Raw genomic sequence first — 14,652 nt, forward strand, 5'->3', positions numbered from 1 at the left:
AGATTCGACGACGCACCGCCAGGCCGCACGAAGCGGCCGCGACGGACGATGGAGAACTGCGGAAAGAGACGACGGCGTCGAGCGCCGTCGTCTCCGGGTGGATCCGTTCAGCAGGATCGAATGGATCGCATGGATCGAACAGGCACTTAGCCGTTGAAGTCGGATGCCTTCGCCATCTGATGCGTTTGCTCGTTGACCCAGCCCGTACCCGAGTTGGTCGCCATCAGGTGCGGTCCATCCTGCGGTTGGTTCTGCCACGCAGCGAAGCCGTTGTTGCTCCGTTCCACGCTGAGCGGAGCGGAATTCCTTTCGCTCAGGCCCGTGACGTTGTACGCATCATTGCCGCGCGTGATCGTCAGGCCGTCCGCGAACGAAACGCCGCCGTCGCCCGGTTGCGTGTGCACGCCGATGGTGGTGTTGTCCGGCAGATCGAACGTCATGGAGCCGTTGAAGAGGCTGCTCGTCTTCTGGTCCGAGCCCGAATTGAAGTCAATATGCGGATCCCCCCACACCTTCGTGGCGATGTTGCTGGCCTTGTCGGTGAGCATCATCGACGAATGCGCCTTGTCCAGGTCGAGCTTGTACTGTCCGAGATCGATTGACGACTGGTTGTTGTTCACGCCCGTGTCGGACCAGGCGCTTTGCGTCGGCGTCGGCGTCGGCGGAAATTGATAGCTGTTCATCGACGTGCTGCGCATGAAGTCGGAATAGCTGAAATTGGCGCCTCCGCTCGATCCTTGCGCGGCCTGGTTCGAAAACATCGAATTGAACGCCTGGTATGAGGACATGCTTCCCATCGGCGAATTCAGAGAATAAGAATTCGACGAGGACATCGACTGATAGTAATTGGACGGATCGCTGTAGGTCTGTTGCGAGAAATTGTTATAGCTCGACGTCTGATAACCGCCGCCTGCGAAAGGCGGCATCGGTGCTGGCATGGGCATCGGCGCGGGCCCGTATGCGGGCGGCATGGAAGGTCGGTTGCAGAAGGCGCCGCCGCCGAATTGGGTCGGAAGCCGCGGCGGAAGCGGCGGAAACGACGTCTGCATGTTGAAACCCGAGTTTACCATAAGTGAGAAAGTCATAAGAACGTCCTGTTTGAGCGAAGGTTATGGTGATCTTTCCATGCAGATGAACAGTCGCGATAGGCATTCGCGTCCTGATCAAAGCTGCGAGAAAAGTTTAAGGTTCGATAACTCTCAACGGGTGCTACATGGTTATCGCAATAACCTCGGGCAGAAGAAGTCGTATTGGATTTCGCCGCGGCTTGGGGTCATGACCGGGTACCACCTTCGCAAGCCGTGCGTGACTATCCTCTGAATTTCCTGATATCAGGCGAGCAGCGCAGGGTGCGCTCCTCGAGAAAGAGAAATGTTATCTGTGAGGAGTGGATGGTGGCAATCAGCGTCGAAGGAAGGGAGCCGTGCTCAATGCAGGCGGATGACAGCGAACCGGCCGGCATGGAAGGTTCAGGCATGGCGATGATGCGTCATGCGCTGACGGGCACGGTCAGGGCATTGACGCTGATCGGCCTGGCGGGCGCGAGCTCGATGGCTGTCGCGCAGAGCGAGGTGACGGATGTGTTCCCGGCTTCAAGTGCACACAGCGTGCATGCATCCAGGACCGTGGAAACGGTACCCGTGCAGAAAGTCGAGCCCGCTCGTGCGCCCCGCAAGGCACGCGTCAGCATGCGCTTTTCAGGCGATGCAACTCCGTCCGCTGTTTCGAAAGTGGCGACCGGCAAAGCCGCGAAGCCTTCGAAGCGGTCCACGCCGGGCAAGAGCGCGGTACGGCATCGGCGCAAGCTCAGGCTCAAGCCGCTTCCCGGCTCCGTGCGCACCTACGCAGCTGCACCGGGGCAGCGCGGCGGCATGCGTCCTCCGGCGCATCCGGCCAGCGTCATCCGCTCGCAGCCTCGGGCCGATGCGGCGCGGCCGGTGACCATCGAGAAAGTATTCCGCGCGGTCTCGCTTGCGGAGATTCACGGAAATGATGAGAACGGCTCCGTCGATGTCCCGGCAAACGATCAGGCGAAACCAGGATCGGGTTCGGACAGTCTCGAAAGCAACAGTGAAGCGCAGAACGCCGCAAACCTGTCGCCGCCCGCGACGCTGAACGGCATCGCGGCGCACGCGAGTGCCTCGCAGGCGGCGGCTCAGGCCACGGCCCCGAACAGCCTTGCCATCGGTAACGACGCACTGGCGAGCGGCGCGCGTTCGAGCGCGCTCGGCAACGGCGCGATGGCGAGCGCTGCCAATTCAGTGGCGCTGGGCGCGGACTCGCTCGCGGATCGCGAGAACACGGTGTCGGTCGGCAGCGCGAATCACGAGCGGCAGATTACCAACATCGCGCCGGGCACGGCGCCCACCGACGGCGTCAATCTCGGCCAGCTGAACAATGCGATAGGCGGCGTGAACAGCCGCATCGACGATGTGGACCGGGTGGCGCGGCGCGGCATTGCGTCGGCGGCGGCGCTCAATATCGTGACGCCGTATCTGCCTGGACGCACCACGCTGAATGCGGGTATGGCGAGTTATCGCGGGCAGTCGGCGCTTGGCATTGGCTTGTCGCGCTGGAACCAGAAGGGCACGGTCAATTACAACCTGGGCGTGTCCACCGCCGGCGGTAACAGTACGATAGTGCGCGTGGGGATCGGTATCGTTTTGCGAGCCTGAGTTTCGTCGAAGTTATCGCGCGACCGGTGCTTCCGTCGCGACGCCGCGCTTCAGAACGCGCGCCTGCAACACGATGACGAGCAACAGGAACAGCCCGCGAATCACCGACTGCCAGTACGCGGACAATGAGATGTAGCCGAGCCCGTTCTCGAAGTTGAGCAGGTTGAACACGAGCCCGAGCAGCGCCACGCCGGCGATGGTCATCGCAATGGACCCTTCGCCGCCGGTCAGCCGCGTGCCGCCGAGCACGACGGCGGAGATGGCGAACAGTTCCCAGCCGATGCCTTCGTTCGGCTGGCCCGCACCGAACTGCGCGGCGAGGATCGCCCCCGCGATGCCCGCAAGCAGGCCGCTCACGGCATACACGCAGACGAGCGTGCGATCCACGTTCAAGCCCATCAGACGCGAAGCTTCCTCGCTTCCGCCGATAGCCAGCGCATGCCGCCCAAAGCGCGAACTGCGCAATGCCACCCAGCCGATCACCGCGACCACCGCGCAGACGATGCCGGGAATCGGCAGCCCAAGAAAGTCGCCTTGGCCGAAGGCGGCGAAGGCGGTGTCGGAAGAGATCGCAACGGCATCGTTATGGCCGAGCAGCAGCGCGAGTCCGTGCGCGCCGAGGCTCGTCGCCAGCGTGACGATGAACGGCAGGATGCGCATGTGCGTGATGACGAGTCCGTTCAGCACGCCGACCGCGAGGCCCGCGAGCGAACCCGCGAGCACGCCCGCCACGACGCCGTGGCCGCTTGCCAGCGCCGCGACGACGCTCGCCAGCGCGGCCACCGCGCCGACCGAGAGATCGATGCCGCCCGTGATGATCACGAAGGCCATGCCGATGGAGATCAGCAGGAACATCGAGTTGTAGCGCCAGAACGACGTGATGTTGTAGGCGTCGGCGAAATGCTCGTAGCGCGCGACGCCGAGCGCCAGCAGCGCAACGAGCGCGATCAGGATGGGCAGGTTCTTTTTCATGAGCGGCTCAGCCTCGCTTGCGTTGCACGTACACGGCGGCGATGATGATCGCGGCCTTCAGCACGAGCGCGGCGGCGTCCGGAATGCCGTGCGCGAGCAGCGTGTAGCGCAGCAGCTGGATGATTAGCGCGCCGATCAGCGTGCCGGTGATATAGGCCTTGCCGCCCGTGAGCGCGGTGCCGCCCACGGCGACGGCCGCGATGGCATCGAGTTCCACGCCCAGGCCCACGACGTTCGCATCCGAAGACGAATTCACGGAGATCGAAATCAAACCGGCGAGTCCGGCCAGCGCCGCGCACGCAGTGTAGGCGAGCATCTTGACGCGCGTGGTCGGAATGCCCGAGAGATAGGCGGCGGCTTCGTTGCCGCCCGTCACGAGCAGGTACTTGCCGAACAGGGTCTTGCGCACGATCCACGTGAACACCGCGACGAGCACGAGCATCAGCAGGATCTGGAACGGCACGCCCGCGACCTTGCCGAGCGCGATCCACTGGAACGCCGGGTTGTTGAAGGCCTGCAGGCTGCCGTCGGTGACCACTTGCGCGATGCCGCGTCCCGCGATGAACAGCACGAGGGTCGCGACGATGGGCTGCACGTTCAGGCGCGTGACGAGAAAGCCGTTGAAGACGCCGCATACGGCGGCGGCGAGTACCGGCAGCGTGAACGCGAGCACGATGCCGAGCGGGCCCGCGATGTTCGTGAAGAGCATCGGCGCAAGTGCGCCGGCAATCGCCATCGAGGCGCCCACCGAGAGATCGATGCCGCCCGTCGCCACGACCAGCGTCATGCCGATGCCGACGATCACGATCGTCACCACCTGCGTGAGATTGACGTTGAAGGTTTGCAGCGACACGAAATGCTGCGTGAAGATCAGGTTGAAGACGATCATCGCGAGCAACACGACGATCTCGCGCTGGATCGCGACGCCACGTCGTTTCTTCGCCGGCGCGGCGGACGCGAGGGCGCCGGCCGGTTGGGTCTTGTCGATCATCATTCGCTTCCTCGCGCAGTCGTTTCCACCGCTTCCGCCAGCGTCGATTGCTCGCCCGCGCCATAGGCGATGGCGTCCATGATCGCGGCCTCGTTCATCTGCGCGCCGTCGAGTTGCGCGACGGTCTCGCCGTCGCGGATCACCACCGCGCGGTCGGCCACGGCGGTCAGCTCCTCGAGTTCGGACGCCGACAGCAACACGGCGAGCCCTGAATCGCGCAACTCACGCACGATCTTCGCGACATCCGCCTTCGCGCCGACATCGATGCCGCGCGTCGGTTCGTCGAGCAGCAAGAGGCGCGGCTGTGTGGCAAGCCAGCGCGCCAGCAACACTTTCTGCTGATTGCCGCCGGACAACTCGCGGATCGGCTGGTCGGGTGAACGCAGCTTGATGCCGAGCGATTCGATAAAACCATCGACGATCTCGCGCTGCTTCGCGACATCGACAACGCCACGTTTCGTCAGCGCGGGCAGGCAGACCAGCGTGAGGTTGTCGCGCACCGAAAGCTCCGGCACGATGCCTTCGGCCTTGCGGTCCTCCGTCAGATACGCGACGCCGCGCGCGATGGCATCCTTCGGCGACTTGAACGCGGCGCGTTCGCCGTTCACGGCCAGCGTGCCCTTCGCGGGACGGTCCGCGCCGAACAGCAGGCGCATGGTCTCGGTGCGGCCCGAGCCGAGCAGACCCGCGAGTCCGACAGCCTCGCCCGCGTGGACATCGAGCGACACGTCGGTCACTTTCGCGCCTGCCGCGAGACCTTGCGCGGCGAGCGCCACCGGCCCGCGCTTTGCGAGATTCGCTTCCTTCACCGCGCTGTCCTCGTGCACGACGGCGGCGAGCGTGCGGCCGAGCATCGTCGTGACGAGCTTGAGCTTGTCCATCTCCTGCATCGTGCTCTCGGCGACGGTCTGGCCGTCGCGCATTACCGTGACGCGATCGCACAGCGCGTACAGTTCATCGAGCCGGTGCGAGACGAAGATCACCGCGCGGCCGTCGTCGCGCAGACGGCGCACCACGCTGAACAACAATTCGACTTCGCGCTCGTCGAGCGAGGACGTGGATTCGTCCATGATGACCATCTTCGCATCCGACGACACGGCGCGCGCGAGCGCGACCATTTGCTGGATCGCGGTGGAGTAGTCGAGCACCGGCTTCTTCACGTCGATATGCAAGCCGAACGATTCGAGCAGCTCCGACGCGCGCTGCTGCACGCTCTTCCAGTCGATCAAGCCGAAGCGGCGCGGCTCGCGGCCGAGAAAGATGTTCTCGGCAACGGAGCGGAACGGCACCAGGTTGATCTCCTGATAGATCGTGCTGATGCCTGCTTCACGCGCTTCCTTCGGCGTGCGGAAATCGACCTCGCGGCCGTCGAAGCGCACCGTGCCCGCGCTCTTGCGATAGGCGCCGGTCAGGATCTTGATGAGCGTGGACTTGCCCGCGCCGTTCTGGCCGATCAGCGCATGCACTTCGCCCGCGGCGACCGTGAGGCGCGCGTGCTTCAGCGCGGCGACGCCGCCGAAGGCAATGTCGATGTCCTGCATGTCGAGAAGGGGAGTCTGAGCCATGCCGTGAGTCCGTCGAAATGAAAAAGCGAGCGCCCGCGTTCAGGCGCCCGCAAGACACACACGCTTCGCTTCAGTACCCGTACTGCATGCTCTCGTCGACGTTGCTCTTGTCGTAGAAGCGGTCCGACACCTTCACCCACGGCGGAATGGTTTCACCCTTCGCATACTTCTGCGCGACGTCGCAGGCCAGCGGACCGAAGAACGGGCTCGACTGCACGCTCGCGCCGAGTTCGCCGGCCTTGATCGCTTCGAGACCGCCCTTGGTGCCGTCGATGGTCACGATCTGGATGTCCTTGCCGGGCTGCTTGCCGGCGGCCTTGATCGCGGCGATGGCGCCGAGCGCCATTTCGTCGTTGTGCGCATAGACGGCGGTTACGTCCGGATGCGCCTGCAGCAGCGTCTCCATGACCTGACGGCCCTTGTCGCGCGCGAAGTCGCCGCTCTGCGACGCCACGATCTTCATGCCCGGGTTCTTCGCGATGACATCGTCGAAACCCTTCTTGCGGTCGTTCGCGGCGGAGGCGCCGGTCGAGCCTTCCAGTTCGATGATGGTGGCCTTGCCGTTGGTGGCCTTGACGAGCCAGTCGGCGGCGCGGTGTCCCTGATCGATGAAGTCGGAACCGATGAAGGTGATGTAGTCCTTGCCCGCCTTCGCCATCGACTGGTCGATGTTGCGGTCCACCAGGATCACCGGAATGCCCGCCTTCTTGGCCTGCATGACCACCGGCACGAGCGGCTTCTCTTCACGCGGCGGGAATACCAGCAGATCCACGTGCTGCGCGATCATGCTCTGAATGTCCGACACCTGTTTCGCCGCCGAACTGTTGGCGTCGGTCATGACCATCTGCCAGCCGCACTTCGCGGCGATGTCCTTGAAGCTCTTGGTCTCGGCCAGACGCCACGGATTGTTGCTCTCCGTCTGCGCGAAACCGACCTTCAACGGTTTCTTGTTCGCGATCTTCGGCAGGCCGTCGTCAGCCGCATGAGCGGCGCTGAAGCCGGCGGCGAGCGTCAGGGTGGCGAGTACGGCAGCGAGCGGGCGCAGGCCCAAGCGTGATTCCAAGCGTGATTTCTTCTCTGACGACAGCATGTCTTCCTCCATAGGATGGTTTGCCTTTTTCTAGTGATGCCGATGCTTGTGTTGCCCGGTCTGCTTGCTGCGAGAGTGTTCTGCGTTCTTGCTGCGCGGTTGCGGCTTATTAACCGTCAATCGCTAATATTATTAATTGCGAGCTGCTTTGCTTCGCTGATGACCTTGACCGAGCCACGCTCGATCAACGGTCCGTCGATCTTCACGGTACGGCGCCGCACCGGCGCGCCCGCGGCGCGGTTCTCTTCTTCCTGCAACAGCGTGTCCACTGCCCAGCGGCCCAGTTCGTAGTTCGGCAGCACCACCGTGGATAGCGGCGGATGCGTATGCCGCGCGATTTCCTGGTCGTCGTAGCCAAGCACGGAGACGTCGTCGGGCACGCGCAGGCCGAGTTGCTTGAGCGCCTCGATGGCGCCGAGCGCCATCAGGTCGTTCGCGCAGAAGATGGCGGTGGGCGGGTTCGGCTCGCGCATCAACGCAAGCGTCTGTTCGAAACCGGTGTGCGGGCTCCAGTCGCCTTCGCGCACGAGTTCCGGCGCGAACGGCAGGTCCGCCGTGGCAAGCGCCGTGCGATAACCCTTCAGGCGGTCGCGGGCGGCGTCCTGCCAGGGCTCGCCGTTGATATAGCCGATGCGCCGGTGGCCCGCGCTCAACAGGTGATCGGTCGCGCTATGGCCGCCTGCGACTTCGGCGGGCACCACCGAGGACACGTTCGACTCGTTCGCATAGCAATTGAGCAGCACCGTGGGCACGCGCGCGAGCGCGGCCGGCAGCGTGACGCGGCGCGTATAGACGGTGGCGTAGATGACGCCGAGCACGTCCGGATTGCCGAGCGTCGCATCGAGCACGCGCGCCTCGATCTCCGCATTGCCGTGCGTCGAGTAGACCGCAAGCATGCGGCCATGGGCAAAGGCCGCGTCGCGCGCGCCGTCGATGCTCACCACCGGATGCGGACTGGTCGAGATTTCATCCGCGAGATAGACGATCAGGTTGCGTTCGCTTGCGTTGCCGAGCGGCTCGGCCGGCTCACGCTGCGTCATGCGATAGCCGAGATCCTGGGCCGCGCGCAGCACCTTGTCGCGCGTCGCGTCCGAGAACTTCGCGCCGCTCGCATTGTTCAGCACGAGCGAAACCGTGGACTGCGAAACTCCAGTGAGCTTCGCGATGTCGGTCATCGTCGGGCGGCGTTGCGTCGTCTTTTTCATCGTGCATGCCGCATCGGGCGGCTGGGTCCTTTTCTGTTATTCGACAGGCCAGGCAGGGCGAAACTTGTCACTAATATTAGTGATGAATGCTGCGGAAAGCACGCATTTATTGGTCATATTGGCTCAGGGTTTTCACCGGTTATTACTAATAATATTGACGAATCGATTACGCGCGTGCGATTCTGCTTCCATCCCGCTACGAGGAGCGCGCGCATGGGCAAGTACGATGAAGACACGCGAGACGCACTCGCCGCATCGTTCGAGCAGGACGGATTCGTCATGCTGCGAAATCACTTCTCGCGCGCGACGATCGAAGCGTGGCGCGACGCCTTCGCGCCGCTGCTGCAACCGCATGTGGAGCAGGCGCGCGAGGCCTCGACCAGCGGCAATCGCGGACCGGGCCGCTATTACGTGACGCTGCCGTTCGAAGGCGGCTTCGCGGACCCGGCCATCTTTTGCGACGAAGACATCGTGGGTATCCTCGAGCGCGTCGCTGGACCGGATCCGGTGATGTGCCAGCTCGCCACCGACACGCCGGTGCTCGGCTCGGTGCATCAGGAGTGGCATCGCGACACGCCGCCGCTCTTCGACAACGCACCCGAGACGCCTTCGTTCCAGCTCGCGGTGAATTTCCCGCTCGTCGATGTCGACGACAGCAATGGCCCGCTGGAAACCACGCGCGGCACGCATCGCCTGTCTCGCGACGAAGCGCTGGCGGGCCTCGAAGCAGGGCGGTTCCCGGCGGAGCGCGTGCCGATGCAAATCGGCGACGTGATGATTCGCGACGTGCGCGGCTTGCACCGAGGCACGCCGAACCTGACCGGCGACCCGCGCCCGATGGTCGTGATCGGTTACAGCCGGGCGTGGTATTTCCGGCCCGAAGTGCATATCGACGTGCCGCGCGACGTGTTTGCCGCGTTGCCCGCGCGCGCACGGCGTCTGCTGCGTTTCAATCCGCAAGTGGACGAGACGGCGCGGACCTTCGACGAGAACTACCGGCAGTTCGCATATTGAGCACGCCTGCTTCCGCACGTCTCGTCGAGTTGCGCCACGACGCGCGGCGCGTGCTGCTTGCGCCGCACATTGGCGGCGCGATTGCCGCTTTCGACGAATCCCGCGATGGCCAGACGGTCCACTGGCTGCGCCCTGCGACGTCCGAGGCGCTGGCCGCGCGTGATCCGCTGGGCATGGCGAGCTTTCCACTCCTGCCTTACTGCAACCGGATTCGCGATGCGCGTTTCGCCTTTCACGGCGCGTTCGTGGATCTGTCCGGAGATGGCAACGCGTTCCCGCACGCGCTGCACGGCAATGCATGGCGCTTGCCGTGGCGGGTGGATGACGTGTCGGATGGGCGGGCACGGCTGGTTTTGCGGCATGAGCCTTCGCGGGAAACGGCTCATCACTGGCCGTTCGCCTATGAAGCGGCGCAGGACTTCGCGCTCGACGCCGATAGCCTGAGCGTGACGCTGTCCGCGCGCAATCTGTCTGATCGGCCTATGCCGTTTGGCATGGGGCATCATCCTTACTATCCGCGGACGTTTAACACGCGCATTCATGCACGCGTCGCCGCGATGTGGCATAGCACTCTTGACCTGCTGCCGACGCATGCCGGTGCGCATCCGAGCGTGGATGCGATGGCCTCGCTTGAGGGCATGTCCGCCGATGCCTTCGATCTCGACAACAACTATGCATGCTGGTCGCGCACCGCGATCATTGAATGGCCCGATGAGCGGCGGTCTGTCACGCTTTCTGCCGATCCTGACTTCGCGCACATGGTCGTGTATGCACCGTCCGCGTTTCCGGATTTGCTATGCGTCGAGCCGGTGAGCAATGTGGCCGACTGGGTCAATCTCGATTCTGTCGATCACGCGATGAAGGGCGGCACCGTGCTCTTGCCTGGCGAGTCCGCCAGTGCGACGTTCAAGTGGACAACTCGTTTCGATTGAGGTCCTGACAGGGTCGGGAAGCGTTGCGCTTTCCATAGCTTTCCATAGCTTTCCCGTTTTCGCGTCGGTCTATCAGTAATGGCCCTTCCCGGGCGGGGTTTTAACTTTCGCCCTCACTTCTATTAACTTCCCGTTTTCGCGTCGGTCTATCAGTAATGACCCTTCCCGGGCGGGGTTTTAACTTTCGCCCCCCCACTTCTATTAACTTCCCGTTTTCGCGTCGGTCCGTTAGTACTGCCCCTCCCCGGGGCGGGGGTAACTTTCTTTGCGTGCTGCAAAGAAAGTCACCAAAGAAAGCAGCTTCCTTACCGCCCAGCGTCATCACACGGGCGCAGCACAAAACCACGTTTTTGGCCCGGCAGTAGCGAGTGCCCTCACAGGCCACACCGGGCTTGGATCGCGGACCCACCGTGACATCGCGCCGTTTAACAAACAGGCGCAGCCATTGAAAGCGCCAGCCCAGCGCTACGCGCGGCCGATCGGCATGCAAGGGAAACCATCGAGAAGTCTATGCAGCGCTTCGGGAGCTTCGAGAGAGATGAGGCAGTCACGCCCAGGCTCGCTGGCCCGGGCACCGTCACGCTGTTTTATCGACTCTTCTAACAATTCAATAGGATTTGGCTGCGCCGCCGCTCGACGAGCCAGAATCCATGCCGCCCTTCTTGTTCTTTTGCATCTTGCTCGAGCCATGTTGTGAGCTCATCGTGTTCGCGCCGGATGCACCAGACGTCGTGCCCGTCACGCCCTCACTGTTTGGCGTGCCCATCCCCGTACCACCCTGGCCAGCGCCGTTACCCCCTGCCGTACCACCGCCGGCCCCACCCCCAGCTCCGCCGCCCGCGCCCTGCGCAAACGCCGCGCCGGACAGGCTCAGAAACATGACGGATACCAGCAATCCTTTCTTCGCGTTCTTCATGATGTGTCCTCCCATTTATAGATGATCTCGCATAGCCCGTCGGCTCAACGCCTCAGCCATACGCCTTACATCGCGCAAGGCTCGTGCCTTGCAAACAGGAGATTCGGAACGCGTCAGGCCTGCGCCTCGTTACACCACTCAATAGCCCAGGACCGGGCGCAGTGCAGCGCATCCGATTCATTCGCAAAAGTGTCGAGATCGCCAGAATCGAAAATTTCGAGTTGCGCAGCCGGTTCGCCGTGAGCACGAGTGATCCGGGCGTGAGCGTAGAAGCTCCCGTCCTCGTCGTGACGGGCCGTGCAGTCGATATGGAAGGTCTTGTAGTCGAATCGCATCAATGTCTCCAGTTTCTGTTTCGGCAGGGCATGGTCGCAAAGGCTGTGCAGGGCGTCGCAAGAGTCAAACCCATATCAGTGGTCAGGCGAAGGACGCCCCCGACCTGAAAATGCTCGGCAAGGCGACTATCTGAAGCCAAGCGACTACATTCAAGCGCTCGCAAGTGAGCGATCAAGCTCTCTACCGCTCACACATGAGCATTTAGCAGTAAGGCGTCAAGGCGCAGGCCCACAACATGCGCTCATCTCCTCAACACCGCCTTCTCAATCCTTACTCAACATGAGATACTGTATATAAACACAGTATTGTTCTCAAGATGGAACTTTCCGAAAAGCTCGAAATTCTCGCCGACGCCGCCAAGTACGACGCGTCGTGTGCGAGCGGCGGGGCGCCCAAACGCGAGTCGCGCGGCATCGACGGCCTGGGTGCAAGCACCGGCTCCGGCATCTGCCACAGCTTCACGCCCGACGGCCGCTGTGTCTCGCTGCTCAAGATTCTGCTGACCAACTTCTGTCTGTACGACTGCCAGTACTGCATCAACCGCCGTTCCAGCAACGTGCCGCGCGCGCGCTTCACGCCTGACGAAGTCGTGAACCTCACGTTGGACTTTTACCGCCGCAACTACATCGACGGGCTGTTTCTCAGTTCCGGCGTGATCCGCTCGTCGAATTACACGATGGACCAACTCGTGCAAGTCGCGAAGTCGCTGCGTGAGAAACATCACTTTCGCGGCTATATCCATCTGAAGACGATCCCCGACGCCGATCCCGAAATCATCGCGCTGGCCGGCCGCTATGCCGACCGTCTGAGCGTGAATATCGAACTGCCGACGGAGATCAGCCTCGAACGCCTCGCGCCCGAGAAAAGCGGCCGCACGATCAAGCTCGCCATGGGCAACATTCGCGTGGCCCGCGAGGAGTCGGAAGCAGAGCCGCGCGCGCCGCGTTTCGCGCCGGCGGGGCAGAGCACGCAAATGATCGTCGGCGCCGACGAAACCGATGACCGCACCATCCTCGGCACCGCCGAAACGCTCTACGGTTCCTATCAGCTGAAACGCGTGTACTACTCGGCGTTCAGCCCGATTCCCGACAGTCCGTCGGGCGTGCCCGCAAAGGCGCCGCCGCTGCTGCGCGAGCACCGGCTCTATCAGGCGGACTTCCTGATGCGCGGCTATGGCTTCGGCGCGGCCGAACTGCTCGGCGATGCCGGCAACCTGCCGCTCGACGTCGATCCGAAACTCGCCTGGGCGCTTGCCCATCGCGAACGCTTTCCAGTCGATCTGAACGTGGCCCCCGCGCGCATGATCGCGCGCGTGCCGGGCATCGGCATGCGCAATGCAAAGCGCATCGTCGAATTGCGGCGTGCGCGGCGGGTGCGCTACGACGATCTCGTCCGGCTGCGCTGCGCAATGGACAAGGTGAAGCCGTTCGTCGTGACGGCCGACTACAAGCCGCCGCTGGCGGATACGCCCTCGGAGAATCTGCGGCGGGCGCTCGCGACCGGACCGGTGCAGCTGTCGCTGATTTGACGTTGATCTGATGCGCATCATCTCCATCGACGACGATTTCGATGCCTGGCGTACCGCCGCCCTCGACGCCCTCGCGCAGGGTCTCGCGCCCGAGTCGATCGACTGGCGCACGGCGCAGGCCGAACCCGCGCTGTTCAACGAACCCGTCCCTCAACATGAAGCACCGGATGCGCCGCGGATCCGCGTGTCGCGCGAGTTGTCCGCGCTGCTGAAGGACGCCGCGCATTTCCGCGACGAGCGTCGCTGGAGCTTTCTCTACCGCGTGCTATGGCGCTGGGCGCAGGGCGACCGCTCGGTGGCATCGGCGGCCGATGAAGACGGCGCGCGCCTCTACAAGATGGCCAAGGCAGTGCGGCGCGCCCAGCACGACATGATCGCTTACGTGCGGTTCCGCCAGCGCGACGCGGCGCTCGGCGCGCCGGAATATGTCGCGTGGTACGAGCCGGATCACGATGTCCTCGCCTGGGGTGCCGAGCATTTCGCCGCGCGCATGGGCCGTTCGACCTGGCTGATCGCGACCCCCGACGGCGCCGCGATGTTCGACGGCACACGCCTGCAACTCGAACGCCGCCCCGCGCTTGCGTCGGACCATGCCGTCGACACGCCCGACGCCGCCGAAGGGCTCTGGATGACCTATTACCGCAGCATCTTCAACCCCGCGCGGCTGAACGAGTCGGCGCTCGAACAGCATATGCCGGTGCGTTTCTGGAAAGGGCTGCCGGAGGGCGCGCTGATTCCGCAGATGGTCAGCGCGGCGCGTGGCGGCGCGCGACGTGTCGCACAGGCGTCAAGTGTCGGCGCGCTCGGCGGCAAGGCCGTGCAGGTCGACGCGCACGAAGCCCAGCCCGAACGCGACGCGCCCACTTCGCTCGATACCTGCCGCCGCTGCGATCTCTGGCGGCACGCGACGCAGGCCGTGCCGGGCGCGGGATCATCGGCGGCGCGCATCATGCTGCTCGGCGAACAGCCCGGCGATCAGGAAGATCTGAAAGGCGAGCCGTTCGTCGGCCCGGCCGGACAACTGCTCGACGAAGCCATGCGACGCGCCGGCGTGCCGCGCGAACAGGCGTACCTGACCAATGCGGTGAAACACTTCAAATGGGAGCCGCGCGGCAAGCGGCGTCTGCACAAGACGCCCGCGCAGCAGGAAGTCGAAGCCTGTTCGTACTGGCTCGAACAGGAACTGCACGAGGTGGGCGCGCCGGTCATCGTCACACTCGGCGCAACGGCGCTGGCGGCACTGTTCGGCCGCCGCGCGACGCTTTCGGCGCATATCGGCCGCGTGGTGACGTACCAGAACAGACAGGTCGTCGCGACGTATCACCCTTCCTACGCGCTGCGCCAGAACGACGAGGCCGCGCGCGAGCGCACTGTCGCGGCCATCGTCGAAGCGCTCGAACAGGCACGCCGCCTCAGCGGCGGCTAGCC

General features: G+C 63.9%; 13 protein-coding genes. 5 read left to right on the forward strand and 8 right to left on the reverse strand.

Features of this window, described 5'->3' with window-relative positions; genetic code table 11:
• Window positions 1-146 precede the first annotated feature (146 nt).
• Window positions 147-938, reverse strand: a complete 792-nt coding sequence (locus QCE63_RS21985; RefSeq protein WP_309835970.1) for a DUF1521 domain-containing protein — start codon at window positions 936-938, stop codon at window positions 147-149.
• Between the two features lie 492 nt (window positions 939-1,430).
• On the opposite strand from QCE63_RS21985, the gene QCE63_RS21990 reads away from it, so the two are divergent.
• Window positions 1,431-2,675, forward strand: coding sequence for a YadA-like family protein (locus QCE63_RS21990; protein ID WP_309835971.1), 1,245 nt, complete (start codon window positions 1,431-1,433; stop codon window positions 2,673-2,675).
• Between the two features lie 12 nt (window positions 2,676-2,687).
• Here the strand turns inward: QCE63_RS21990 and QCE63_RS21995 are convergent, their stop codons facing one another.
• The 5 genes from QCE63_RS21995 to QCE63_RS22015 all read right to left on the reverse strand — a co-directional run bounded on the left by QCE63_RS21995 (window position 2,688) and on the right by QCE63_RS22015 (window position 8,498).
• Window positions 2,688-3,647 carry an ABC transporter permease gene (locus QCE63_RS21995; RefSeq protein WP_309835973.1) on the reverse strand — a complete coding sequence of 320 codons (960 nt, stop codon included), beginning with the start codon at window positions 3,645-3,647 and terminating at the stop codon, window positions 2,688-2,690.
• Between the two features lie 7 nt (window positions 3,648-3,654).
• Window positions 3,655-4,638: an ABC transporter permease gene (locus tag QCE63_RS22000; RefSeq protein WP_309815633.1), complete on the reverse strand. Its 984-nt coding sequence runs from the start codon at window positions 4,636-4,638 to the stop codon at window positions 3,655-3,657.
• Window positions 4,638-6,203, reverse strand: a complete 1,566-nt coding sequence (locus QCE63_RS22005) for a sugar ABC transporter ATP-binding protein (protein ID WP_309835974.1) — start codon at window positions 6,201-6,203, stop codon at window positions 4,638-4,640. Before QCE63_RS22005 ends, QCE63_RS22000 begins: the two co-directional genes overlap by 1 nt.
• 70 nt (window positions 6,204-6,273) lie before the next feature.
• Window positions 6,274-7,293, reverse strand: a complete 1,020-nt coding sequence (locus tag QCE63_RS22010) for an ABC transporter substrate-binding protein (protein WP_309835976.1) — start codon at window positions 7,291-7,293, stop codon at window positions 6,274-6,276.
• A gap of 116 nt (window positions 7,294-7,409) precedes the next feature.
• Window positions 7,410-8,498 (reverse strand): LacI family DNA-binding transcriptional regulator, encoded by a 1,089-nt coding sequence (locus QCE63_RS22015; protein WP_309835977.1) that lies wholly within the window; start codon window positions 8,496-8,498, stop codon window positions 7,410-7,412.
• A 213-nt stretch (window positions 8,499-8,711) separates the two neighbouring features.
• Between QCE63_RS22015 and QCE63_RS22020 the strand changes: the two genes are divergently transcribed.
• A complete protein-coding gene (locus QCE63_RS22020; protein WP_309835978.1) occupies window positions 8,712-9,512 on the forward strand; it encodes a phytanoyl-CoA dioxygenase family protein in 801 nt (266 codons plus the stop codon).
• A complete protein-coding gene (locus QCE63_RS22025) occupies window positions 9,509-10,444 on the forward strand; it encodes an aldose 1-epimerase (protein WP_309835980.1) in 936 nt (311 codons plus the stop codon). Before QCE63_RS22020 ends, QCE63_RS22025 begins: the two co-directional genes overlap by 4 nt.
• Window positions 10,445-11,051: 607 nt before the next feature.
• Here QCE63_RS22025 and QCE63_RS22030 read toward each other — a convergent pair.
• Together QCE63_RS22030 and QCE63_RS22035 are read right to left on the reverse strand one after the other, a co-directional pair.
• Entirely contained in the window at window positions 11,052-11,360 is a 309-nt protein-coding gene (locus QCE63_RS22030) for a hypothetical protein (protein WP_309835981.1), read from the reverse strand.
• A gap of 113 nt (window positions 11,361-11,473) precedes the next feature.
• Window positions 11,474-11,695, reverse strand: coding sequence for a hypothetical protein (locus tag QCE63_RS22035; protein WP_309835982.1), 222 nt, complete (start codon window positions 11,693-11,695; stop codon window positions 11,474-11,476).
• 317 nt (window positions 11,696-12,012) lie between these two features.
• Between QCE63_RS22035 and QCE63_RS22040 the strand changes: the two genes are divergently transcribed.
• On the forward strand, window positions 12,013-13,224 hold the full coding sequence (locus tag QCE63_RS22040) for a putative DNA modification/repair radical SAM protein (RefSeq protein WP_309835984.1): 1,212 nt from the start codon (window positions 12,013-12,015) through the stop codon (window positions 13,222-13,224).
• 10 nt (window positions 13,225-13,234) lie between these two features.
• Window positions 13,235-14,650: a UdgX family uracil-DNA binding protein gene (locus QCE63_RS22045; protein ID WP_309835985.1), complete on the forward strand. Its 1,416-nt coding sequence runs from the start codon at window positions 13,235-13,237 to the stop codon at window positions 14,648-14,650.
• The last annotated feature ends 2 nt before the right edge of the window (window positions 14,651-14,652 follow it).

Source organism: Caballeronia sp. LZ065, from assembly GCF_031450975.1.
GTDB lineage: Bacteria > Pseudomonadota > Gammaproteobacteria > Burkholderiales > Burkholderiaceae > Caballeronia.

Bases quoted from the DNA above. Each gene is read 5' to 3' on its own strand.
- QCE63_RS22005 (WP_309835974.1), bottom strand. From the start codon at position 6,203: ATGGCTCAGACTCCCCTTCTCGACATGCAGGACATCGACATTGCCTTC.
- QCE63_RS22040 (WP_309835984.1), top strand. From the start codon at position 12,013: ATGGAACTTTCCGAAAAGCTCGAAATTCTCGCCGACGCCGCCAAGTAC.
- QCE63_RS22045 (WP_309835985.1), top strand. From the start codon at position 13,235: ATGCGCATCATCTCCATCGACGACGATTTCGATGCCTGGCGTACCGCC.
- QCE63_RS22015 (WP_309835977.1), bottom strand. From the start codon at position 8,498: ATGAAAAAGACGACGCAACGCCGCCCGACGATGACCGACATCGCGAAG.
- QCE63_RS22010 (WP_309835976.1), bottom strand. From the start codon at position 7,293: ATGCTGTCGTCAGAGAAGAAATCACGCTTGGAATCACGCTTGGGCCTG.
- QCE63_RS21995 (WP_309835973.1), bottom strand. From the start codon at position 3,647: ATGAAAAAGAACCTGCCCATCCTGATCGCGCTCGTTGCGCTGCTGGCG.
- QCE63_RS21990 (WP_309835971.1), top strand. From the start codon at position 1,431: ATGCAGGCGGATGACAGCGAACCGGCCGGCATGGAAGGTTCAGGCATG.
- QCE63_RS22030 (WP_309835981.1), bottom strand. From the start codon at position 11,360: ATGAAGAACGCGAAGAAAGGATTGCTGGTATCCGTCATGTTTCTGAGC.
- QCE63_RS22020 (WP_309835978.1), top strand. From the start codon at position 8,712: ATGGGCAAGTACGATGAAGACACGCGAGACGCACTCGCCGCATCGTTC.
- QCE63_RS21985 (WP_309835970.1), bottom strand. From the start codon at position 938: ATGCCAGCACCGATGCCGCCTTTCGCAGGCGGCGGTTATCAGACGTCG.
- QCE63_RS22000 (WP_309815633.1), bottom strand. From the start codon at position 4,638: ATGATCGACAAGACCCAACCGGCCGGCGCCCTCGCGTCCGCCGCGCCG.
- QCE63_RS22035 (WP_309835982.1), bottom strand. From the start codon at position 11,695: ATGCGATTCGACTACAAGACCTTCCATATCGACTGCACGGCCCGTCAC.